Genomic DNA, 23,247 nt, shown 5'->3' with positions numbered 1-23,247 from the left:
GGCTCAGTTTTTTGTGATTAATAATTTAGTAGTAACATCGTCAAATTCAACATCTACTCCATCGTTTACTACTTCTGCAAGTTCGAGTGCTGCAGTTAAAGTTTCAGTTTTGATATAGGTTAAATTTTCATTGACAGCATCCTCGACAATCCCGTCTTTCTTTATGGTTACATTTATAGTATCGGTCACCTCAAATCCACTATCTTTTCTCATATTTTGGATTCGATTAATCAATTCTCTGGCAACACCTTCTTTCTTTAATTCTTCAGAAATACTCACATCTAAGGCTACTGTTATATTTCCGCTAGAGGCCACTAACCAACCTTCGATATCTTGTGAACTTATTTCCACTTCACTGGCGTCCAAAGTAATCAATTCTCCATTTACTTCAACATCTATTTTACCTTCTTTTTCAATAGTGGCAATATCATCGGCTTGAAGTTGATTAATTTTAGCAACCACGTGCTTCATTTCCTTTCCGAAACGAGGTCCTAAAACACGGAAATTCGGTTTTATTTGTTTTACCAAAATGCCTGAAGCATCATCGATAAGCTCCACTTCTTTTACATTCACTTCAGATTTAATTAAATCCTGAACGGCTAGGATTTCTTCTCCCTGTTGCTGATCTAAAATCGGAATCATGATGCGTTGCAGTGGTTGCCTTACCTTGATCATTTCTTTTTTACGAAGTGAAAGTACCAAACTTGAAATTGTTTGTGCTTTTTCCATCTTACGCTCTAAAGATTTGTCTACAAACTTCTCGTCGTAAACCGGGAACAAAGCAGTGTGAACCGACTCGTAATTTTCTTTATTAGTAGTGCTATTTAAATCTTTATACAATGCATCCATAAAGAATGGAGCTACAGGCGCACCTAGCTTGGCTACAGTTTCAAGACAAGTATATAAGGTTTGGTATGCTGAAATTTTATCTTGCTCGTAATCGCCTTTCCAGAATCTTCTACGGCTTAAACGCACAAACCAGTTACTTAAGTTTTCCTGAACAAATTCTGAAATGGCTCTGGTTGCTCTGGTCGGCTCGTATTCCGCATAGAATTTATCAACTTTCGCTATAAGTGTATGTAATTCTGAAAGAATCCAACGATCGATTTCAGGACGTTCTGCTAACGGAACATCAGCTTCAGCATAGGTGAAATTATCGATGTTTGCATACAAGGTAAAGAACGAATAAGTATTATAAAGTGTTCCGAAAAATTTACGGCTTACTTCACCAATTCCTTCAATATCAAACTTTAAATTATCCCACGGATTCGCATTAGCAATCATGTACCAACGTGTGGCATCTGGCCCGTAAGCAGCCAAAGTTTCGAACGGATCTACTGCGTTACCCAAACGCTTAGACATTTTCTGTCCGTTTTTGTCTAAAACAAGTCCGTTTGAAACTACATTTTTATAGGCAACATCATCAAAAGTCATGGTTGCAATTGCATGTAAAGTATAGAACCAACCACGAGTTTGATCGACACCTTCTGCAATAAAATCGGCTTTACGCCAGTCCTTTTCTACTTTCTCTTTATTCTCGAAAGGATAGTGCCATTGCGCATACGGCATAGAACCAGAATCGAACCAAACATCGATTAGATCGGCTTCACGCTTCATTGGTTTCCCAGAATCAGAAACTAACGTAATTGTATCTACCACATTTTTATGAAGATCTACATTGGCGTAGTTTTCTTCACTCATATCGCCAATTTTAAAATCAGCAAAAATATCCTTGTCCATCACTCCTGCTTCAACAGCTTTAGTGATTTCTACTTTTAATTCTTCAACAGAGCCAATGATCTTTTCTTCTCTACCATCTTCGGTTCTCCAAATTGGTAACGGAATTCCCCAATATCGGCTTCGAGACAAGTTCCAGTCGTTCGCATTGGCTAACCAGTTTCCAAAACGACCTTCTCCGGTAGATTTTGGTTTCCAGTTAATTCCGGTATTTAGCTCGTGCATACGATCTTTAACATCGGTCACTTTAATAAACCAAGAATCTAACGGATAATATAAAATCGGCTTATCGGTACGCCAACAGTTTGGATAACTGTGCACATATTTTTCAACCTTAAAAGCTCTATTTTCTTCTTTCAGCTTAATAGCGATTTCTACATCTACAGATTTTTCAGGTGCTTCACCATCGTCATAATATTCATTCTTCACATATTTACCGGCAAATTCGCCCATTTCTGGCCTAAATTTTCCTTGTAAATCAACTAGTGGAACTAGATTATCATTATCATCTTTCACCAACATTGGTGGCACTGCAGGAGTTGCTTGTTTGGCAACCAGAGCATCATCTGCACCAAAAGTCGGTGCGGTATGTACAATACCTGTACCATCTTCTGTAGTTACAAAATCACCAGCAATTACACGGAATGCATTTTCTGGATTTTCATAAGGCAGCGCGTATGGCAATAGTTGCTCATATTCGATTCCTACTAGATCTTTTCCTAAGTAAGTTTCGCCAATTAAGAAAGGGATTTTCTTATCGCCTTCTTTGTAATCTTTTAAATCTTCTTTAGTCTCTACCTGCTTAAACTTCTTATCGAATTGTTTAGCTACTAGTGGTTTACCCACCAAAATCGTGATAGGCTCGAACGTATATTGATTGTAAGTTTTTACCGCTACATATTCAATTTTTGGGCCTACAGTAAGCGCGGTGTTACTAGGAAGCGTCCAAGGAGTAGTTGTCCAGGCAATTAAGAATACATCTTCTGCATACTCTTTTAATCCTGCCGGAAGTGTTTCTTTTTTCGATTTAAACATTGCGGTTACCGTAGTATCCGAAACATCCTGATACGTTCCCGGTTGGTTAAGCTCGTGAGAACTTAAACCCGTCCCTGCTTTTGGTGAATATGGCTGAATGGTATAGCCTTTATAAATAAGACCTTTGTTATAGATCTCTTTTAGCAGATACCAAACCGTCTCCATATATTTTGGCTTGTAGGTGATATAAGGATCGTCCATATCTACCCAATACCCCATTTTTTCGGTAAGGTCGTTCCACACATCGGTGTAACGCATTACCGCATTTTTACAAGCTTCGTTATATTGCTCTACACTAATTTTAGTGCCAATATCTTCTTTGGTGATTCCAAGTTCTTTTTCCACGCCAAGCTCTACCGGAAGACCATGAGTATCCCAACCTGCTTTACGTTTCACCTGAAATCCTTTTTGAGTTTTATAGCGACAAAAAATATCCTTAATTGCTCTTGCCATCACGTGGTGAATCCCCGGCAATCCGTTTGCCGATGGCGGGCCTTCAAAAAACACAAATGGTTTTTCACCCTCACGTGAAGTTATACTCTTTTCAAATATTTGGTTTTCTTTCCAATATTTTAATGTCTCCTCTGCAACTTTTGGTAAGTCAAGTCCTTTATATTCAGGGAACTTTGTGCTCATTTCCTCAAAATTTCTAATGATGTGCGAAAATAAGGAATTTTGCTAAAACAGCGGTCGGTATCTGCTTAAATTACCCATTCTTAGGAATTTTAATGTAATGGTAAAACCGAATTAAAGAAAACGTAATATTTATATAGGTTTTTTCTTTTGTTTTGAAAATAGTTTGCAGCGGGTGGTTAATGGTTTACCGAGATTCTAGCTGTTAGCTTTGATTAAAGAATTAAGCATAAGAATCTAGATTCTTGAATCTTCGGTGACATTCTTTTAAAATTCTAAATTCTGACGAAAATTTAGTTCTTGATACAATTGCTTCTAAATTCGCAATCACTCGAAGTGATAGGTTTTTCCATTTTAGCATTCGGAATTCGATATAAAAATGTTTACTTTTTCTGGTCTCCAACATCTAAAAATGTAGCAATCTAAATCCTTTATTGTTTTAAAGCTTTTAAATCGATTTTCTGAAACCAGTTTTCACCATCGATATTTAACTTTTTTGTTTCTAAAAGATAGCGCTCGGTTTTTATATTTTCTTGAATTGCTTTTCTCATTTCAGCATTAACATCGATGATATAGCCCATATCAAGATCTTTATCCCCGAAGATTCTAAAAACAATTTGTTGATCTACTTTAAAAAGTTGCTTGCGCAGCATCTTTGTAACCTGATTTTGTACATTTTCAAACGAAGTTTTTTCTTCTTCAACATAAATAGTTTTATTCGCATTTATAAATACATTCAAGTAAAAAGTATTACTATTCTCTGTATTAGATTGAGCTTTTGCTGTAATTGCGAATCCTAAAAAACATAGTAAAATGTAAAATTTATTAGCCATAACTCCCAATAGTTTTAAAGTCTTCCAATAAATCTATTTTCCTTAACTCGTTTTACTATCCATACTCCAAAGACCTGAATTTATTAAAATTCAGAGGTTTTTTTAGAACAATTAGTGAACTAATAAAAAAAGAAAAATAGTTTATTGAAACGGGTATTTACAGTTGAATTACTAAATATAATCATTTAAACTAACAAGTTAGTTTAAATCTAAAAAAATTAACGGTATTGCCTAAAACTTAAATTAAAACCTAAACCTAGCTGAAATTATCAAATTTCGCCCGGCAGCGGCAATTCCAGAACTATACGTTCGGTAACGCTGATCGGTAATATTTTCGACTGAAGCAGTGAGCAACCAGTTTTCATCTAAATCGTACTGCCCGGTAAGATTTAAGGTGTACCAGGATGGCGAATAAGGATTTCCGTTCGCATCGATCGCATACAAATAGGCTTTTCCCTGCTCTGAAGTTGCAAGATCGTTATAATTGATCTCTCCGTTATATTCCGCAAAAAGATCGAGCTTTACTTTCTTTTTATGCCAGATGAAATGAGTATTTCCAAAAAGTGGCGCAGCATGGCGCAATGGTGATACCGAGCCATCATCTAATTCTTCTTCGCCTTCAGTGATCGCAATTTTTGAAGCAAAACGTAAAGCGACTGAAAAATCGACCTCAACATTTCCTTCAACTCCATAAACATGGGCATTAGATGCATTCTGGATGGCCTGGATGTTGCTTGCTTCACCCTGATAGTCGATCTCTGTTTGCCCGTTCAAATTAAAATCACGGCGCACCATCGCATCTTCTAACCAGGTATAAAAACCTGCAAAAACAAATCGGATATTTTCAGCCGGCGACCAATTCACTCCAATTTCAGCATTATAAGCATACTCGGGTTTTAGATCGGGATTAGGTACTACCACCGATCCTGGCTCAGAATCAAAAATTTTCCCTACATCGTCGATATTTGGTGCTCTAAAGGCAGTAGACGCATTTACACGCCATTGCAAATATTGATTTTGTTTCCAGTTGATTCCGGCGCTGGCTGTTAATGCCCCGGTATTAATATCGGCATCGCTAAACGGAAAATCATATAGATTTTCATCGAATTTCGCATCCAATAAAATATGATTATATCGTAAACCCGACTGGAAATTTAGATCTGCCTGAATTTGCCATTGATACGTTGCATACGCTGCCAAAGATTGCCAATTGGAATTATCCGGATATCTGGAAGCAGTTTGTTGTTCTACGCCAGAGTTTATATTTTCCTGAAAACCTTCAGATTTTACCTGATTATTTACATATTCTAGTCCGTAAAACAATTTGCTCCCTTCAAAAGCTTTTTCGAAATCCAAGTTAGCCGAATAAGCGCCTACATTTTCTTCAGTATTAAATAGCGTTGCTGAACCAAAATTACGATCATGGCGACTTTCTTCAAAAAACTGATATGCCAACGTAAATTGTGCTTTATCGTAAAGATCGCCATTGCCTTTTTTATTGATTTTAAAATCGCCTAAAAACCATCGCTGCGGCCCATAATACCACTCGGCTGCCCGTAACTGCCCATTTCTTCTTCGGTACAAACGATCATATCTTGGATAGTCTGAAGTTTCACTGTAAATAAGCCCTAAGTTGAAATTCCAGGTTTCATTGGGCATATATTTCACTTTTTCTAGCAAGCTAAGCTGCGTATATCCGGTTGGTTTTTGAATTAATGGATCGTCGTTTTGCAAAATCACATCTTTATCATTTTCTCTTACCGCATATTCTGGCCTTAAATAAGAATCGGGGCCATGCTCTCCCATTTTTAGATCACCAAAATCTGAATAGGAAACCGAGGTTTGAAATGCCCAATTTCGTCTTCCAACATTAACATCTGTATGCAAAGTTTGCTCATTATTTGCTGAGGAATATCTTCCGTAGAAATTACCGCTTACCGAAGTTTCCGCTCCAAAAGAAAATCGAGGTTTTAGCGTATAAAAATTCATCACGCCGCCAATTGCATCACTTCCATAAACTACAGATCCCGGACCCAAAATAACTTCAGACCTTTCGATCGCCAAAGGATCGATGTTGATCACATTTTGTAGGTTTCCGCTTCTAAAAATGGCGGTATTCATTCGCACTCCATCTACAGAAATTAAGACGCGATTGGTCGCGAAACCACGAATCATTGGACTCCCGCCGCCTAACTGACTTTTTTGTACAAAAACCTGCCCGGTGCTTTCTAAAAGATCTGCTGAAGTTTGTGGGCTATTTAATAAAACGTCTTCTTTGTCTATGCTGACTATTTTCTGCGGAATTTCATCCTTTTTAAGCTGAAATTTTGCTACGGAAAGCACTACCTGATCGAGCTTATTCTGGTCTTCCTTAAGATAAACGATCTGATCTTTGATTTCAGACTTTATAATTTCAAATAATTGATGCGAAACATGCTGAAAAAAAAGGACTTCAGAAGTATCGAATTTTGATATATCGGCGCGACCTTCAAAATTACTAAAACTGGTTTTGGTCTTTTCAGCATTAAAAATAATGACATCGCTTAACGGCTCCTCTGTAGCGCTATCGAGAACAATGATATGTTGAGAAAATAGATTTCCGCCTAAGAAAATAAAGAAGAAAAAGACTAAAAAACGCATTAATTAAAGATTTCGTTAAGTACGGTTAGAGATTTTGGCTTTCTAAATCCTTCGATATGCAACTCGTAATACAACAGCAACATTTTTAAAAAATCAGATCGCTGCTCGCCCGTTAATTTTACCTGATGCATATCATTAAAGCTCACATTTAAAAATGCTCGCAAAATATCAAGATTTTCGCCTTCTATGCAATATTCATTGGTTTTAACAGGTTCAAAAGTTCCTTCCAGCAAATTAAAAAATGGCTGCTCTGTATTTAAATCGTCTGGCTGAAAACCTAAAAATCCAGATAATTTCAGCAAAAACATGATATGAAAATTAGCAATCTTATCATGCAAATCAAGCCAACTAAAGGCGGTTTCCAAAAAGTGATATAATGCAGGATTAGCTTCTTCTTCTCTAATTGCACTTTTTAAAATTTCAGCAATAAACATCACCAAACTTGCTTTGATCATGTTGGTATGTAACGAATTATACGTGTTTATAACCTTAGCATCTTTTAGATACTCTAAGGTGCCTTTATTTTTGTGGCTCGCGACGATGTCGAGCTGAGTTAGCAACTGAAATTGACTGGCTTTAAATTTCCCTTTTTTCGATTTTAAAATTCCGCGTAGCATATAGGTGCGCAACCCACTTTCTAAAGAATACAGGTTTACAATAAGATCTGCTTCCCCATATTTTAGCGCGCTTATTACAATTGCTTTAGAATTTATGATCATCGAATTGATTATAGGATTTTGGCAACGGAAGGTATAAAAAAAGCCGCTTTTAAAAGCGGCTTTTAATTATTTATCGATATTGAAGTTTATACAACGCCATGGGCTAACATTGCATCGGCTACTTTAACAAAACCAGCGATATTTGCTCCTTTTACGTAATCTACATGACCATCTTTATCGGTACCATATTCTACACATTTCTCATGAATATCATTCATGATCTCGTGAAGTTTCTTATCTACTTCTTCAGCTGTCCAGTTATAACGCATTGAGTTTTGCGTCATTTCTAATCCTGAAGTAGCTACACCACCGGCATTTGAAGCTTTTCCAGGAGAGAATAAAATTTTCGCATCTCGAAAAACTTCCACAGCTTCTGGAGTACATGGCATGTTAGCTCCTTCGCCAACACACATACATCCATTATCTACTAATTTCTTAGCATCTTCTTCTTTTAACTCGTTTTGAGTTGCACATGGCAATGCTACATCACATTTTACTTCCCATGGAGTGGTATCTGCGTAGAATTTGGCATTGGTATATTTTTCAGTATACTCTTTAATTCTACCACGTTTTTCGTTTTTAAGCTCCATGATGTATTGAAGTTTTTCTGCATCAATCCCATCTTCATCGTGAACGTATCCCTGAGAATCAGACATCGTAACCACTTTTGCTCCAAGCTGAATTGCTTTTTCTGCAGCATATTGCGCTACATTACCAGATCCAGAAATTACTACTGTTTTCCCTTCTAGCTTTTCACCTTTTGTTTTAAGCATATTCTGGGTAAAATATACATTCCCATATCCGGTAGCTTCGGGACGAATTAAAGAACCTCCATAAGAAAGACCTTTACCCGTTAATATTCCGGTAAATTCGTTTTGAATTCTTTTGTATTGCCCAAACATATAGCCCACTTCTCTAGCACCTACTCCTATATCACCGGCAGGAACATCGGTATTATATCCTATATGCTTGCTAAGCTCTGTCATAAAGCTTTGGCAAAAACGCATCACTTCATTATCAGACTTTCCTTTTGGATCAAAATCTGATCCTCCTTTACCACCACCCATTGGCAATGTTGTAAGACTATTCTTAAAGGTTTGCTCGAAAGCTAAAAACTTAAGGATACTTAGATTTACTGATGGATGAAAACGTAATCCGCCTTTGTATGGCCCGATTGCAGAATTCATTTGAATACGATATCCGCGGTTAATTTGTATATCACCTTTATCGTCCAACCATGTCACTCTAAACATGATAACGCGCTCTGGCTCTACCATGCGCTCCAATAGTTTGGTATTTTGATATTTACTATTTTGTTCTATAAAAGGTATAATGGTTTCAGCAACTTCATGAACCGCTTGTAAAAATTCTGGTTCGTTTTGATTTCTTTGAGACACTTTATCCAAGAAATCTTGTATATTTTTTTCCATATGGTGTCGCTTAAATTTGTTTTAAAGAATATGTTGTTTAGAGGTGCAAATATATGAGATATATAAAAAATAGCGCCAAAAATTTAGTTTTTCATATAATATTAACTTTCCGGCGAATTCATAAAAAAAAAGAAAAAATCAATTTAAATTGAAGCTAACCTTCTTTTCATATATTTGCCGATAAATCCTATAAACCCCTGTATTGAAGCGGATTCGTATTAGTTTTTTGATCGTTTTTTTATGCCTTTTATCTGATTTAGGATATGGGCAGGTGCTACATGAAATTGGAGTGACAGCAGGGCCACTTGCTATTACTACAGATTATGGCCAGCGTGGTGAGCTTAGAAACCTTTATTTGAATACCGGTTTTGGCATCGGTTTTCAGCATTATATGAATTTTGTATTTACCGGTAATAATACTCAAACTAATTATTTTAAAGACTTTTTTAGAGTCCGTACAGAAATTGATTATTTCCATACCTATCTAGACCATTACGGCCCTATTTCTTACCAAAACAACCCCAGAGGAGAGATGCTACGTGCCATGCATGGTGAAACGCAACTAATAGAATTTGGGACACAACTAGAATGGCATTTTACCCAAATTAGAGAGTTTCTTATCTTTTCTTATCGCTTCTCACCCTATATAACAGCAGGAGCTCATTTAGCATATTATATGCCCGATGCCTATAGCGACCTTGGTCCGCTCGATCGTCCGGGAGTACTTTTCCCCTCTTTTACAGATGGTTTGAATTTGGATAATGATATTACCTACAATTTTATTTTTGGTGGTGGAACTCGTTATCGGTTAGGAAGAAATAGTGATTTGGTTGCTGAAATTAAATGGCAATATTACGGTAGCGATTATGTAGAAGGGCTTGATGTACAGGGGCCACAAAACAAATCTAATGATTGGTCGGTATGGTTAAACTTCGGTTATATTTATTATCTTAATTTCTAGAGTTTATTCCTGAAATTTGTCGAATTCTCTTACTTTTTCCCCCAGACAATTATTAATCATCATTTCAAAGTTTCTTAGATTTTCTACTGAAGTGAGATAAACGGAATGATTAAGTTTTGGATATTTAAATTGCACTACCTGCTCGTTGATTTCTTTCAGGCTTAGAGATACACCTTGTTCATCTTTAAACAACACACGGTTTCCGGCAGAAAGCATAAAATCTTTTAAAGGATATTCTATATTTTCAAGATTCCCTTTTGTGAAGATCTTTTCTTTTGAAATATAATAACGAGGAACATTACCACTGCACGGCTTATAAATCACGAAGCGATCATTATATTTCTTTAGCTCGATAAACCGATAAATTGCTTTAGATTGATCTTTACTTTCTGAAGAAACTTCTGAAGCTAGATTCTCGTAAAATTTTGAAGTCTTGGTGGTATCTATAAATAATTGATATTCCTCAAGATTTAAAGCTGAAGCTCTTGTACGCTCGGGAATACTATCAGACGGTATCACATATGGATCTTCAGGAATAGTTGCTGTTTCTTTTTTTTGAGTTTCATCATTTTTACAGCTCAAAAAAGGCAACAATACAATTACTACAAAAAAGAATTTATACTTCATCTGAATTTAAAATCTTACCTCCATTTGCTTCAATTTCAGCTTTTGCTTTTTTAAAACCCTCAGCATCAATCGCTCTGGTAGCATCTTCAATTAAAAAAGATTTAAAACCTTCAGCTAAAGCATCTTTAACACTAAAAGCGACACAAAAATCGCCGGCTAAACCAGCAAAATAAAGCTCGGTAACCTCTTTCTCTTTTAGATATCCACTTAAACCTGTAGATTTTAAATGAGCATTATCGTAAAAACCGCTATAACTATCAATTTCAGGATTTGTTCCTTTTCTAAAAATGGCTTCAATTTTATCCAATTTCAAATCCTTATGGAATGCTACACCCTCGCTTCCCTGGATGCAATGATCTGGCCACATTACCTGATCGATTCCGTTTAAATCGATTACTTCGAACGTTTTTTTACTATGGGCACTTGCAAAACTGGCATGCCCGGCAGGATGCCAATCCTGAGTGGCAATTACCAAATCAAATTTCTCCTGAAGTTTATTGATAATCGGCACAATTTCATCTCCGCCAGGAACCGCTAAAGCACCACCCGGCATAAAATCGTTTTGTACATCTATAAGAACTAAAGCTTTCATGAGGCTTACATTTTGTGTTCGCTAATCAATCGATCTCTTTCTTCTTTCAGTTTTTCTGAAATGCTGACTTTATAAATATGTGGATTATTGAAGCGTTTATATTCTAAAGGTAATTCGGCCAATCTCGACTTGCTATATTCGGCAATTTCAGTAAGTGTTCTTCTTTCGATGGTCATTTTACCATCCTTCATTACTGGCTTCAATAAAGCTTCTTTTTTATATGCTGAAACATCTAAAAATTTATAAGGTTCTGAAGGATGAAAAACTTTTGATATTTCAGTTTCCGCTTCATCTTCCATCGCAATGATATCGATACCGGCGCACTCACCGTTATTATCTTTCATTCGATAGACCTGCTTACGATGAGGAAGTGTGGTCTTAATTAAACTTTCTGATATCTTAATTCTAGGCTGTTTATCTGAAAACGTTAATTTATATACTCCATCCAATGCTGCATCTGGCTTTCCGATTACAAGATTAGTGCCTACTCCATAAATATCAATTGGCGCGTCCTGCTCTTGTAAACTTTTAATCACATATTCATCTAATTGATTAGAAGCTGCAATTTTCACATATTCCAAACCTGCATCGTCCAGCTGCTTTCTTGCCATTTTACCAAAATAAGCCAAATCTCCACTATCAAGTCGTATCGCAAGTAGCTTTTGTCCTTTCGATTCCATTTCTTTAGCCACGATAATCGCATTAGGCACTCCGCTTTTTAAGGTATCGTAGGTATCTACTAAAAGTACACAGCCTTTAGGCCTACTTTTAGCAAACTCTCTAAAAGCATCGATCTCGTTATCGTAACTTTGGATAAATGAATGAGCCATTGTTCCCGAAACAGGAATATCCATATCACGACCGGCGATAACATTACTGGTACCATTAAAGCCACCGATCATTGCCGCTCTGGAAGCGTAATATCCGCCCGGCCCCTGCGCACGTCGTAAACCAAAATCTAACAAAGTTCGCTCTCCAGAAACCAATCGCATTCTGCCCGCTTTAGTAGCGATAAGCGTTTGAAAATTTAGTAAGTTGAGTAGAATGGTTTCTATGATCTGTGCTTCGATCAAATTGGCTTCTACCTGCAAAACCGGTCTTGTTGGAAAAACAATATCCCCTTCCTGTACTGAATAAATATTTCCCGAAAATTTGAAATTCTCCAGATATTCCAGAAAATCGTCTTCAAAATCGTACTGCTTTAAAAACTCAATATCTTTTTTATTGAAACGAAGATTACTAATTATTTCAAGTAAATCTTCTAAACCTGCAAAAATCGCAAAACCACTTCCGTAGGGAATCTTTCTGAAATAATAATCGAAGACCGCTCTAGAATTTCGCTTTCCATTTTTAAAATATACTTGCGACATGGCAAGCTGGTATTGATCGGTATAGGTAGCCGTAAAATCGAACATATGTTTGGTTTTTACTCGATAATCCACATTGTGCATCCCGAATTAAAAATTCTCAAATAAAACACCTATTGATTGTTAAGGCATTTTATTAGTTTTAAAGCCAAGCGTATTCTATCAATTCTCGAATATACCTGACTCGCCAACAAATTTAAGGCTTTGAAAATGTTTTAGCACATTCGCATTCCTCAAAATTGTATTAAAACACCTCGCAACGATCCAATTTCGATTCTGATCAATTTATTTTATGGATTTAGCGCCAATTGCTTTATTATTTCTACTTAATCTCTTGCCGGATCTTTTTAAACCATTCTTCAAAGTCCGAAGATGTTATTAAATGCAAAAAATTCTGAAAAAAATTTCACTTCAAAACTGAATTATAATATGTAGATTACCAAGGTCATAGGAGAATTATTTTGTATTGAACTAAAAATATTTAAAATACTACTCTATTTTTTTGAATATTATTTAGCGATAATTAAAAATTCCGTTATATTTGCATCCGCAAAATTGATTGCAAATTCCTCCTTAGCTCAGTTGGTTAGAGCATCTGACTGTTAATCAGAGGGTCCTTGGTTCGAGCCCAAGAGGGGGAGCAAAAAATTTTTAGGGCAAATTCAGCTGCCGAGAATGCTGAAGACATATTGATATATTCCTCCTTAGCTCAGTTGGTTAGAGCATCTGACTGTTAATCAGAGGGTCCTTGGTTCGAGCCCAAGAGGGGGAGCATAAAGCCACGCTATTTTTAGTGTGGCTTTTTTGTTTGCTGAAAGTATGCATTTTGTTTACATTATCTATGGACCAATGCCAAAATCTGGGTTTTTATGATTTTAAGAATATAATTTAATCAATCGATATAAGAAGTATTCGGTATTCCTCACTCCTCTAAATTGTGATCTAAAAGCCTTTATTCTGGCATTAAAGGATTCTGCTGAAGCGTTAGTAGGCGCATACCTAAATTTTATTTAAAATTAATCTAATTAAAATTTGCGATAAAAGCTTGTTCGTTCTAAATTCGCAACCGATTATTTAGAATTGTTTTAAATAAAATTCACAATGAAAAAATTTTACGTTCTCTCCTTCTTTTTACTAGCACTATTTAGCACGGCCTATAGTCAGAATGGTTCCATCCACGGAAAAGTTTTTTCCGATTCGGAAACTCCAATTTATAACGCCAATGTGATTGTACTAAACTCCAATACTGGCGCTATGACTAATAAGAACGGATACTATGAACTTAAGAATCTTGCCCCCGGCAGATACACTATAAAAGCTTCCTATCTTGGATATGAATCTATAAATCAATCAATCACTGTAAAGGAAGGAACAAAAGCAGAACTAGACTTCACACTAAATGAATCGGCCACCCAACTACAAGGGGTAGAGATTATTGGCCGGAAGGAACGCAACTACAAAAACACCACCTCTTTTGTTGGTACTAAATCAGCTACTCCGCTTATCGACGTACCACAGGCGGTAAGCTACGTAACCAAAGAGGTTATTTTAGATCAGGCAGCCTTTACCGTGAATGACGTGGTTAATAATGTTAGTGGTGTAAATCAATTTTCATTTTATAACGATTTAACGATTAGAGGCTTTAGAGTTCAGGGACAACGAAACAGTAGTATGCTTTTAAATGGTTCGCGAATGATGACCAGTTTTTGGAGTCAGCAGATTATTCCCCATGTCGAGCGAGTAGAAGTTATTAAAGGGCCTGCTTCTGCCCTGTTTGGAAATGCTTCTCCAGGCGGAACAATAAACACTGTTACAAAAAAACCGCTACAAACCACTAAACAGTCTATAAGTGCCAGCATGGGTAGTTTCAATACGTTTAGGTTGTTAGGCGACTTTACTGGACCAATGAGCAAGGACAAAAAGTTTTTATACCGGCTAAATTTAGGCTATCAAAACACCGATGGTTTCAGGGATTTACAATTCAACAAAAATATTGTTGTGGCACCTTCGTTCTCTTTTATCCCTAACGAAAAAACACGTTTAAATTTAGATGTAGTCTATCAAGACAATAAAGGAAGACTGGATCGTGGCCAAGCCGTTTTTGGCGATGGTGACCTCTTTTCTACACCAATAACAACTTCTTTAAGTGCAGAAAATGATTACCTGAACGAACAAAACCTAAATGTAACTTTATCATTTCAGCATAAATTCAATGAAAACATCAGTTTTAATAGTTCGTATATGAATTCTGGCTACGATGAAGATTTGTTAGAGCACAGAACTGCCAACAACTTTTTAGCACTTGGTGACGGCTCTTACGATATTACGAAAGTAGCCATGCGAGTATTTAATCGTAAGCGATCATGGAACAATCAAAACTTTACCAATTACCTCAATATTGATTTTAACCTTGGAGCTATAGAAAACACCTTTTTGGTGGGCTATGATTATTTTCAACAGGAACTGGAGCCGGGAGGATCTCAACTAGAGGCCAACGCTTATCTTTTAAAAAACGGCAAGGCAACAAATTCCTTCAACCCTTCCAATAAAGATAATTATGTGCTCGACGAGAATGGTAACCCTGTAGCCAATGTAGCGCCTTTTGATCTAACTTCTACTAACGGAAACGCTATGCGAGACATGAGCAATTATGTGTATGGTATTAGAAATTATGACCGGTACAAACAAACCGGAAATGGTATTTACTTACAAAACCAATTTCAATACAAGAAATTTAATCTTTTGGTGGGGCTACGCTATGATGATTTTACAGATTATCTAAATTATGACACTGCTGAAGAAGAAAAAATTAGCCAGGACAAATTTATACCACGAATCGGAATGGTATATAAGCTTAAACCAAATGTTAACTTTTACGGTACTTGGGTAAAGGGTTACCAACCGCAAACGGCCACCACTATAAATAATCCTGAAGCCGGAGGGCCTTTTGATCCTTTGACCAGTGAATTGTTTGAAGCTGGGATAAAAACAGAGTGGTTCAACAAACGTTTGAGCGCTACTATTGCTGTTTATTCCCTAAGCCAGAAAGGAGCTTTATACAATGCTAATGATTCCAGTAACTCTGATTTACTAAAGCAAATTGGTGAAGAAAAATCGGAAGGTGTTGAAGTTGATATTTACGGCCAGATTATGTCCAACTGGAGTGTGATTATGAACTATGCATATAACCACGCTTATTTTACCGAAGCCGATGAATCTACGCTCGCCACTTTTGGTAATCAAAAACCCAACGCTCCTAGAAATACGTTCAATTTTTGGTCAAAATACATCATCGATCATGGAAATTTTAATGGATTAGGATTTGGACTTGGTTACGATTATGTAGGCGAACGAAATGGATCAATTGTTAGAGATCCAGAGTTGATACCGGTTTTTCCTAGTTATGGACTGTTTAATGCCGCGATCTATTATAAAGTGAATAAATTCCAGATACAATTAAATATTAATAATGTATTTGATAAAACACATTGGGTAGGCGGTTATGATTTCTTACGAGCCTTTCCGGGTAGGCCTCGAAACATTATGTCTACCGTTTCATATACTTTCTAGCATTGAAATTATCAAAGAAAAAATTATTTAAAATTCATAGTTGGATTGGTACCAAGTTAAGCATACTATTTTTTATAGTATGCTTTTCAGGCACTATGGCTACCCTAAGCCATGAGATGGACTGGTTGTTTATTTCTGAAATCAGAGCTAAACCCCAAGAAGAATTCGCCTCAAGAAATACCATTATCAGTAATCTCAAAAAGCAATATCCCAATGCTCAGATTTCCTATTGGATGCGGGCAGAAGAACCTTATTTATGTGACATCATCTATACCAAAGAGAATGGCAAACAAACCTATGTCTTTGCGAATCCATATACCGGAAAAATACAGGGAAATGCAAATCTTACCTTTCAACGCTTTTTCAGGGATCTTCACTATTTTTTATTCATGCCTTTTTATCAATTTGGCTATTTAGTGGTATTGAGCTTTGCTTTTTTGTTGCTGATTTCCTTTTTAACGGCTCTATTCTTTTATAAAAAATGGTGGAGAAAATTATTTAAACTCGAAACAAAAAAAGGCCCATTAGTGTTTTTCAGAAGTCTTCACCGGCTCGTGGGATTATGGTCTATTCCGTTCTCTATTCTGTTTTCAGCTACCGGAATATGGTATTTTGTAGAGCGCACCAATATCGCCGATGTACGCACCGCAGTAAACCCCACATCTCCTAAGCTGGAATACAATAATGCAAATAACGATAGTATTAATCTAACCTATACAATTGATTATGACCGTATAGTCCAGATAGCTCAAAAAACTATTCCCTATTTTAATGCAGAGGGTATAAATATTCCCAATACAAAGAATGAGCCTGTATATGTTAGGGGCAACTCAGATGTTCCGCTGGTTCGTCAACGCGCTAATAGGGTTTATATAAATCCATACAACTACAAAGTAGTAAAGTTGCAAAACGCTAAAAACATCAGTAATATCATGTGGATAAATGATATTGCCGATCCGCTTCATTTTGGATATTGGGGCGGACTAACCACAAAAATCATCTGGTTTTTTATAGGCCTAGGCATCTCATCATTGATATTAACAGGAATTTGGATTACTCTAAAACGAAAGGCATTACAAAGAAAAAAGAAGCATGCACCTATCCTGGGTAAATGGAAATTTATAAATTGGGGCATCTATATCCTCATAATGATAAGCATGTATGTGCAACTGGTTTACCGTTATCATACCTCGTTTAAAGGAATTTTAATCATTAGTTGTGGTTCGTTACTGCTTTTACTCCTTACATACTATATTTTTGTTCACCGCTTAAAAAAGGCCGTTAATATAAAATAAGAGTATCTTGAATTTCCAGCCCAAGAGGCATTCGATAGAGACAAAATTTCAATTCCGACGCATCCCAATTGCTATCGGGACGGAGTATTAAACCTTTTGGCGGTGCCAATAAAGATTTCACTCATTCTCCGGTATTTTATGGAATCAAACTCAGATGAATAACATTAGGAAAATCGCTGAAATTTTCCCTATTTTTATATAATCTTAACCTCTAGCTGCTTTTTATTGTTGATTATTAATTTTGAGATTCTATGAAAATTTTGAGACCTGCAGCGCTTCTTGTTTTATTTTTAATAGTATTTTCTTGCAAAGAAACTGGCAGAGAAAAAAAACCGGAGAACCCGAAATCTTTGGCTTCACAAGAGAATGAAGACTTTAGACCTTCTTTTCATTTTTCACCACAAGAACATTGGATGAACGATCCTAACGGAATGTTTTATCTTAATGGCACCTATCATCTTTTTTTTCAGTATTATCCAGAAGATAACATTTGGGGCCCAATGCATTGGGGACACGCGACCAGTAAAGACATGGTTACCTGGAAAGAGCAGGAAATTGCTCTAAAGCCAGATGAAAAAGGATATATATTTAGCGGAAGTGCAGTAGTAGATCACGATAATACTTCAGGCTTCGGTGATGGGAAAAACACTCCAATTGTTGCGATGTTTACCTATCATGATCCTAAAGGGGAAGAAGAAAAACGCATAGATTACCAATCACAGGCTATCGCTTATAGCTTAGACGAAGGTAAAACATGGACAAAATACGAAGCGAATCCGGTGATCAAAAATCCCAACCTTCAAGATTTTAGAGATCCGAAAATAACCTGGGATCAGGATCATAAGCAATGGCTTATGGTACTTTCTGCAAAAGATCGGGCTTATTTTTATACTTCCAAAAATTTAAAGGATTGGAAAAAAGTATCTGAATTTGGCGAAAATTATGCTGCTCAAGATGGCGTTTGGGAATGTCCAGATTTTTTCCAAATGCAGGTTGAAGGAACTAATGAAACCAAATGGGTACTTATCCAAAGTACGAATCCCGGTGGTTATAATGGAGGATCGGGAACACAATATTTCGTAGGTGATTGGGATGGGAAAAATTTTACGCCTGAAGCCGACTTGTACGGAAAGAATATAAACCATCCATATTGGCTAGATTTCGGTAAAGATAATTATGCGGGCGTTACCTGGTCTAATATTCCTAAAAAAGACGGCAGAACTTTATTTATAGGATGGATGTCTAACTGGCTTTATGCACAAGAAGTTCCTACAGAGACCTGGAGAAGTGCGATGACCATCGCCAGAGAACTCCGCCTTATTAGAGAAAATGATGATTATATCATAACTTCGAATCCTGTTGAAGAATTAGAAAAGTATGTTGGAGAAACCATTACCAAATGGAAATTAACCGACGAGGATCATGCTATTGTCGATCATAACGACCTGGATCTTACCAAAGCGCAGGTATCATTTTTAATTCCTAAAATAACTAAAGATGTTCATTTCAGTTTAATGAGCGAGGGAGATGACCAATTAAAATTTGGTTTCAAAAAAGAAGAAAATGAATTTTATATCGATCGGTCGGAATCTGGGATTACCGACTTTGGGAAAGAATTTGGCTCTACCGTGTCTACCGGACAGCGAATATCAACTTCAGATTCCCTAAAAGTGATGATGATTTTGGATAATATGAGTGTTGAAATTTTCTATGATGACGGAAAAACAGTAATGACTGAAATCTTTTTTCCGAAGCAACCCTATACAAGTTTAAAAATTAATGAAGGCGTACCGGTAATCGATATTGAGGCGGCTGAATTTAATTTTGACTAAATTTACATACACGTAAAAATAAAAAGATGTCTATAAGTTCTGAAGCCGAATTAGAAGGAATGAAGAAAATTAGTGAAGTAGTTGCTACCACACTAAAATTAATGAGAGAATTTACTAAAGCAGGGATTTCTACAAAAGAAATTGATGACTACGGTGGTAAAATTCTGGAAGAATACGGCGCAAAATCTGCTCCTTACGTGACTTATGGCTTTCCTGGATATACGTGCATTAGTGTAAATAATGAAGCAGCACACGGGATTCCTTCAGCTAAAAAAATTCTGAAAGAAGGTGATTTAATTAATATCGATGTTTCGGCTGAATTAAATGGATTTTGGGCAGATAACGGTGGTTCTTTTATTGTAGGTGAAGATCTAAATCATCATCAGCCGCTTGTAGATGCTTCTAAAGATATCTTACAAAAAGCTATCAATAGAATTCGGGGCGGAGTGAAAATCGCAGATATTGGACATTTAATGGAAACCGAAGCTAAAAAATCGGGATTTAAAGTCATAAGAGATCTAGCCGGCCACGGAGTGGGACGCAGCCTACATGAAAAACCTGAAAACATTCTTAATTATCGTATTAAAACAAACAAAGAGCGTTTTAGAAAAAATACTACGGTAGCTATAGAAACTTTTATTTCGACAAAATCGACTGAGACTGTAGAGTTAAATGATGGTTGGACGCTGGTTGGCAATAAAGGTGGCTTTGTAACACAACACGAACACACCATTTTAGTTACCGATAAGCTTCCGGTAATTTTAACCGCTGCTAACGAAATTTGGAATTAATGTCACAGCATTTAAACGCAGTATGCTTTGGAGAAATATTGTACGATATTTTTCCAAATTCAGAGAAAATAGGAGGTGCTCCTTTAAATGTAGCATCACGGCTTAGTGCTAATGGCATACAAACGGCAATGGTTAGTAGCGTTGGCCAGGACAAAAAAGGAGAAAACCTGTTTAAGTATTTAAAATCTAGAAATATCGATAATACTTTAGTCGCTAAAACTAGCGATTATCCTACTGGAGTGGTAAATGTAAGTCTAGACAAAAGCGGATCTGCTTCTTATACTATCGAACATCCCGCAGCTTGGGATAAAATCGAGATTTCTGAAAAAATGAAGAACACTGTAAAAGCGTCAAATGCTTTTATCTTCGGAAGTTTGGCGTGTCGTGATGCACAAAGTAGAGAAACTTTACTTCAGCTTTTAATGCATGCGAAATTCCGGGTTTTTGATATTAATTTACGGCCACCATATTACAACAAAGACATTATTGAACATTTAATAATGAAGGCAGATTTTATCAAATTTAATGATGATGAATTGTATGAAATTGCTGAAATGTTTGATTCTCCTTTCCATTCTCTAGAACAAAATCTTAGCTACATGGCCAAGATCACTAATGCCAAATCTATTTGCGTTACCAAAGGCAGCCACGGAGCCGTGCTTTTTACTGAAGAAAAATTGTACTATAATAGCGGTTACAAAGTAAAAGTTGCCGATACCGTAGGATCTGGAGATAGCTTTTTAGCTTCGCTAATTTCAAAATTATTAAAAGATGAAACGCCACAAAAAGCGTTGAATTATGCTTGTGCGATGGGCGCTATGGTTGCTTCAAAAGAAGGTGCAAACCCTGAATTCTCTTCCGAAGAAATTGAAGCATTTATGTTTCCAGAAGTTGACTAAATCTTTAAAAACTTATTCAGTTTAAAAATAAAATAGCGCTTATAATATTGTCAAAAAACAAAGCCCGAAATTCTACAATTTCGGGCTTTGTTTTTTATAAATTTTCAGTCTTATTTATCGAATATCGCGCGATAGATATCATTTCCGTTAGCGTATAAAACCAAAGCAATCAAAATAAAGAAACCTACCATTTGGGCATATTCCATAAATTTTTCGTTTGGTTTTCTTCCGGTAATAATTTCATAAAGTAAGAACATTACGTGACCACCATCTAATGCGGGGATTGGTAAAATGTTCATAAACGCTAAAATTATAGAAATCCAAGCTGTAGTATGCCAGAATGCTTTCCAATTCCATGCATCGGGGAAAAGTCCGCCAATCGAACCAAAACCACCAACTTGCGTAGCACCTTTCTTAGTGAAGACATATTTAAATTGATATGCATAATCATGTAAAGTCCAGTAACACTCGCTAAAACCAGCCGAAACACTTTCTGCAAGACTATATTCTTTAGTTTTTACTTCAAAATCTCTTCTTGGTGTAACTCCTAAAATTCCATCTTCATCTGGCGTAGCCATAACGCTTTTAATCTCACCATCACGCTCAAAAACAATTTCCATTTCTTTGTTTTTATGCTCTTTGGTTACCTTAGTCATTTCGTGCCAGTATCCCATTTCCTGATCGTTGATAGAAATGATACTGTCCCCTTTTTTAAGCCCCGCAATCTGCGCTGCAGTTTCTGGAGCTACACTGTCTAAAATCGGCCTTTGTATCGGGATAAAAGGTTGCATGATACCTTCCTGAAACATTTGCTGCCCTATATGCTCTGGAATATTTATTGTTTCTTCAGTTCCGTTTTGATGTAGCACTGTTACTGTTTTTACATCACGCATAAACAGATTTCGGTTAATATCTACACTATTCTTAAATTCTTCACCATTCACTTCAAGAACACGATCACCGTCTTCAAAACCATAGGCTTTAAATTCGTCTACCACTGCAAAACCTTCAGGCATTTCATCTGGACCAATATAATTTTTCCCCCAAACAAAGAGAATCATCATAAACAAAAGGAAACCTAATACTAAGTTTACAGTAACACCACCAAGCATGATAATTAAACGTTGCCAGGCTGGCTTACTTCTAAACTCCCAATCCTGTGGTGGTTTAGCCATTTGCTCTTTATCCATACTCTCGTCGATCATCCCAGAGATTTTTACATAACCTCCTAAAGGCAACCAACCAATCCCGTAAACGGTCTCTCCTATTTTCTTCTTAAAAAGGGCAAATTTCACATCAAAAAACAAGAAGAATTTTTCAACTCTTGTTTTAAATAATTTTGCCGGTATAAAATGTCCAAACTCATGCAGCACTATAAGCAACGACAAGCTAAGTAAAAGTTGTATTGCCTTAATAATAAATGGATCCATTCGCTAATATTCAATTTTTAAATCGCACAAAAGTAGTCTTTTCATAAGACCTAGAAAAGTCTGAATATCAGTTAGCACTTATACTGCCAAAATTTTCACTAATTTCTTGTGGCTAATTCGGCATCAGGCTTTAATTTTGCATAAAAATTTGCTATGCGTAAATTTCTTTCCAGATATAAGATTTTCATTATCACTTTCGGGATACTCTGCGTCGTAATCATGTGGTCTATTTATTCTTTATTAAAACCCGAAAAGAAATTAGCCATTTATCAACCAGATATGGTAAATAATGAACTTGTAGATACGACGATGCAATACGTTCGCAAGTATCACAAAATTGCCGATTTTAAATTAATCAATCAAAACGGCGATACCATTACCAATAAGAATTATAAGGACAAAATCTATATTGCCGATTTCTTTTTCACCACCTGTGCAACGATTTGCCCTATAATGACCGATCATATGGTGAAAATTCAAAATCGAATTAAAGATGATCCTGAGGTTTTATTGCTTTCTCATACAGTAATGCCACGTACCGACACTGTAGCACAATTAAAACGTTATGCTGAAGAAAAAGGCGTGATTGATGAAAAATGGAATCTGGTTACCGGAAATAAAAAGCAAATCTACGATCTGGCAAGAAAATCTTATCTCGCTGCTAAAAGTGAAGGCGACGGAGGTAAATATGATATGGTACATACCGAAAATTTTGTGCTGGTGGACAAAAACCGACAAATAAGAGGTTTTTACGATGGTACTAATCCTGAAGCCATTGAAGAATTAATGGAAGATCTTAAAATCCTGAAACAAGAATACCAAGACTGAAAAGTACATTTTAACGCCTAAACTTTTG

General features: G+C 36.4%; 17 protein-coding genes and 2 tRNA genes. 9 read left to right on the top strand and 10 right to left on the bottom strand.

What is annotated here, in order from left to right; translation table 11 throughout:
* Positions 1-3 precede the first annotated feature (3 nt).
* The 5 genes from ileS to gdhA form a co-directional block, all read right to left on the bottom strand.
* Positions 4-3,408 carry an isoleucine--tRNA ligase gene (ileS, locus tag PBT89_RS00720; RefSeq protein ID WP_270062958.1) on the bottom strand — a complete coding sequence of 1,135 codons (3,405 nt, stop codon included), beginning with the start codon at positions 3,406-3,408 and terminating at the stop codon, positions 4-6.
* A gap of 428 nt (positions 3,409-3,836) precedes the next feature.
* Positions 3,837-4,238, bottom strand: a complete 402-nt coding sequence (locus PBT89_RS00715) for an ExbD/TolR family protein (RefSeq protein WP_270062957.1) — start codon at positions 4,236-4,238, stop codon at positions 3,837-3,839.
* 243 nt (positions 4,239-4,481) lie between these two features.
* Positions 4,482-6,878 (bottom strand): TonB-dependent receptor plug domain-containing protein, encoded by a 2,397-nt coding sequence (locus PBT89_RS00710; RefSeq protein WP_270062956.1) that lies wholly within the window; start codon positions 6,876-6,878, stop codon positions 4,482-4,484.
* The gene (recO, locus tag PBT89_RS00705) at positions 6,878-7,597 is read right to left on the bottom strand and encodes a DNA repair protein RecO (protein WP_270062955.1); all 720 of its coding nucleotides are present in this window, start codon (positions 7,595-7,597) and stop codon (positions 6,878-6,880) included. The genes PBT89_RS00710 and recO overlap by 1 nt, the downstream gene beginning before the upstream one ends.
* Before the next feature lie 86 nt (positions 7,598-7,683).
* Positions 7,684-9,027, bottom strand: a complete 1,344-nt coding sequence (gene gdhA, locus PBT89_RS00700) for an NADP-specific glutamate dehydrogenase (protein ID WP_270062954.1) — start codon at positions 9,025-9,027, stop codon at positions 7,684-7,686.
* Between the two features lie 202 nt (positions 9,028-9,229).
* Here gdhA and PBT89_RS00695 point away from each other — a divergent pair, with 202 nt between their 5' ends.
* Complete coding sequence (locus PBT89_RS00695; protein ID WP_270062953.1) at positions 9,230-9,988, top strand: THC0290_0291 family protein; 759 nt, start codon at positions 9,230-9,232, stop codon at positions 9,986-9,988.
* 3 nt (positions 9,989-9,991) lie between these two features.
* Here PBT89_RS00695 and PBT89_RS00690 read toward each other — a convergent pair whose 3' ends face one another.
* From PBT89_RS00690 to PBT89_RS00680, 3 genes are read right to left on the bottom strand one after another with little or no spacing between them, the layout of a single operon-like run.
* Complete coding sequence (locus PBT89_RS00690; RefSeq protein ID WP_270062952.1) at positions 9,992-10,615, bottom strand: hypothetical protein; 624 nt, start codon at positions 10,613-10,615, stop codon at positions 9,992-9,994.
* Complete coding sequence (gene pncA, locus PBT89_RS00685; protein ID WP_270062951.1) at positions 10,605-11,207, bottom strand: bifunctional nicotinamidase/pyrazinamidase; 603 nt, start codon at positions 11,205-11,207, stop codon at positions 10,605-10,607. The genes PBT89_RS00690 and pncA overlap by 11 nt, the downstream gene beginning before the upstream one ends.
* A gap of 5 nt (positions 11,208-11,212) precedes the next feature.
* Positions 11,213-12,622, bottom strand: coding sequence for a nicotinate phosphoribosyltransferase (locus tag PBT89_RS00680; protein ID WP_270062950.1), 1,410 nt, complete (start codon positions 12,620-12,622; stop codon positions 11,213-11,215).
* A gap of 519 nt (positions 12,623-13,141) precedes the next feature.
* Here PBT89_RS00680 and PBT89_RS00675 point away from each other — a divergent pair.
* Together PBT89_RS00675 and PBT89_RS00670 are read left to right on the top strand one after the other, a co-directional pair.
* Positions 13,142-13,215 (top strand) — tRNA-Asn (locus PBT89_RS00675).
* Positions 13,216-13,272: 57 nt separating this feature from the next.
* A tRNA-Asn gene (locus tag PBT89_RS00670) sits at positions 13,273-13,346 on the top strand.
* A 103-nt stretch (positions 13,347-13,449) separates the two neighbouring features.
* On the opposite strand, the gene PBT89_RS00665 is transcribed toward PBT89_RS00670, so the two are convergent.
* Complete coding sequence (locus PBT89_RS00665; RefSeq protein ID WP_270064285.1) at positions 13,450-13,530, bottom strand: hypothetical protein; 81 nt, start codon at positions 13,528-13,530, stop codon at positions 13,450-13,452.
* A gap of 145 nt (positions 13,531-13,675) precedes the next feature.
* On the opposite strand from PBT89_RS00665, the gene PBT89_RS00660 reads away from it, so the two are divergent.
* The 5 genes from PBT89_RS00660 to PBT89_RS00640 all read left to right on the top strand — a co-directional run bounded on the left by PBT89_RS00660 (position 13,676) and on the right by PBT89_RS00640 (position 20,961).
* Complete coding sequence (locus PBT89_RS00660) at positions 13,676-16,144, top strand: TonB-dependent receptor (protein WP_270062949.1); 2,469 nt, start codon at positions 13,676-13,678, stop codon at positions 16,142-16,144.
* 2 nt (positions 16,145-16,146) lie between these two features.
* Positions 16,147-17,439 (top strand): PepSY-associated TM helix domain-containing protein, encoded by a 1,293-nt coding sequence (locus PBT89_RS00655; RefSeq protein ID WP_270062948.1) that lies wholly within the window; start codon positions 16,147-16,149, stop codon positions 17,437-17,439.
* A gap of 251 nt (positions 17,440-17,690) precedes the next feature.
* A complete protein-coding gene (locus tag PBT89_RS00650; RefSeq protein ID WP_270062947.1) occupies positions 17,691-19,271 on the top strand; it encodes a glycoside hydrolase family 32 protein in 1,581 nt (526 codons plus the stop codon).
* A 26-nt stretch (positions 19,272-19,297) separates the two neighbouring features.
* Positions 19,298-20,062, top strand: a complete 765-nt coding sequence (gene map / locus PBT89_RS00645) for a type I methionyl aminopeptidase (RefSeq protein WP_270062946.1) — start codon at positions 19,298-19,300, stop codon at positions 20,060-20,062.
* Entirely contained in the window at positions 20,062-20,961 is a 900-nt protein-coding gene (locus tag PBT89_RS00640; RefSeq protein ID WP_270062945.1) for a carbohydrate kinase family protein, read from the top strand. The genes map and PBT89_RS00640 overlap by 1 nt, the downstream gene beginning before the upstream one ends.
* 110 nt (positions 20,962-21,071) lie before the next feature.
* On the opposite strand, the gene rseP is transcribed toward PBT89_RS00640, so the two are convergent.
* The gene (gene rseP / locus PBT89_RS00635) at positions 21,072-22,391 is read right to left on the bottom strand and encodes an RIP metalloprotease RseP (protein ID WP_270062944.1); all 1,320 of its coding nucleotides are present in this window, start codon (positions 22,389-22,391) and stop codon (positions 21,072-21,074) included.
* Between the two features lie 153 nt (positions 22,392-22,544).
* Between rseP and PBT89_RS00630 the strand changes: the two genes are divergently transcribed.
* Positions 22,545-23,219: an SCO family protein gene (locus PBT89_RS00630; protein ID WP_270062943.1), complete on the top strand. Its 675-nt coding sequence runs from the start codon at positions 22,545-22,547 to the stop codon at positions 23,217-23,219.
* The last annotated feature ends 28 nt before the right edge of the window (positions 23,220-23,247 follow it).

This window comes from Zunongwangia sp. HRR-M8, assembly GCF_027594405.1.
GTDB lineage: Bacteria > Bacteroidota > Bacteroidia > Flavobacteriales > Flavobacteriaceae > Zunongwangia.
The sequence above is the reverse complement of the archived record's forward strand: the minus strand, read 5'-3'. Positions and strand labels throughout refer to the sequence as shown.

Excerpts from the sequence above, each read along its gene's own strand:
- PBT89_RS00660 (WP_270062949.1), top strand. The coding sequence starts at position 13,676 with ATGAAAAAATTTTACGTTCTCTCCTTCTTTTTACTAGCACTATTTAGC.
- PBT89_RS00640 (WP_270062945.1), top strand. The coding sequence starts at position 20,062 with ATGTCACAGCATTTAAACGCAGTATGCTTTGGAGAAATATTGTACGAT.
- pncA (WP_270062951.1), bottom strand. The coding sequence starts at position 11,207 with ATGAAAGCTTTAGTTCTTATAGATGTACAAAACGATTTTATGCCGGGT.
- ileS (WP_270062958.1), bottom strand. The coding sequence starts at position 3,408 with ATGAGCACAAAGTTCCCTGAATATAAAGGACTTGACTTACCAAAAGTT.
- PBT89_RS00650 (WP_270062947.1), top strand. The coding sequence starts at position 17,691 with ATGAAAATTTTGAGACCTGCAGCGCTTCTTGTTTTATTTTTAATAGTA.
- PBT89_RS00630 (WP_270062943.1), top strand. The coding sequence starts at position 22,545 with ATGCGTAAATTTCTTTCCAGATATAAGATTTTCATTATCACTTTCGGG.
- gdhA (WP_270062954.1), bottom strand. The coding sequence starts at position 9,027 with ATGGAAAAAAATATACAAGATTTCTTGGATAAAGTGTCTCAAAGAAAT.
- PBT89_RS00710 (WP_270062956.1), bottom strand. The coding sequence starts at position 6,878 with ATGCGTTTTTTAGTCTTTTTCTTCTTTATTTTCTTAGGCGGAAATCTA.
- PBT89_RS00680 (WP_270062950.1), bottom strand. The coding sequence starts at position 12,622 with ATGTTCGATTTTACGGCTACCTATACCGATCAATACCAGCTTGCCATG.
- recO (WP_270062955.1), bottom strand. The coding sequence starts at position 7,597 with ATGATCATAAATTCTAAAGCAATTGTAATAAGCGCGCTAAAATATGGG.
- map (WP_270062946.1), top strand. The coding sequence starts at position 19,298 with ATGTCTATAAGTTCTGAAGCCGAATTAGAAGGAATGAAGAAAATTAGT.
- PBT89_RS00715 (WP_270062957.1), bottom strand. The coding sequence starts at position 4,238 with ATGGCTAATAAATTTTACATTTTACTATGTTTTTTAGGATTCGCAATT.
- rseP (WP_270062944.1), bottom strand. The coding sequence starts at position 22,391 with ATGGATCCATTTATTATTAAGGCAATACAACTTTTACTTAGCTTGTCG.
- PBT89_RS00690 (WP_270062952.1), bottom strand. The coding sequence starts at position 10,615 with ATGAAGTATAAATTCTTTTTTGTAGTAATTGTATTGTTGCCTTTTTTG.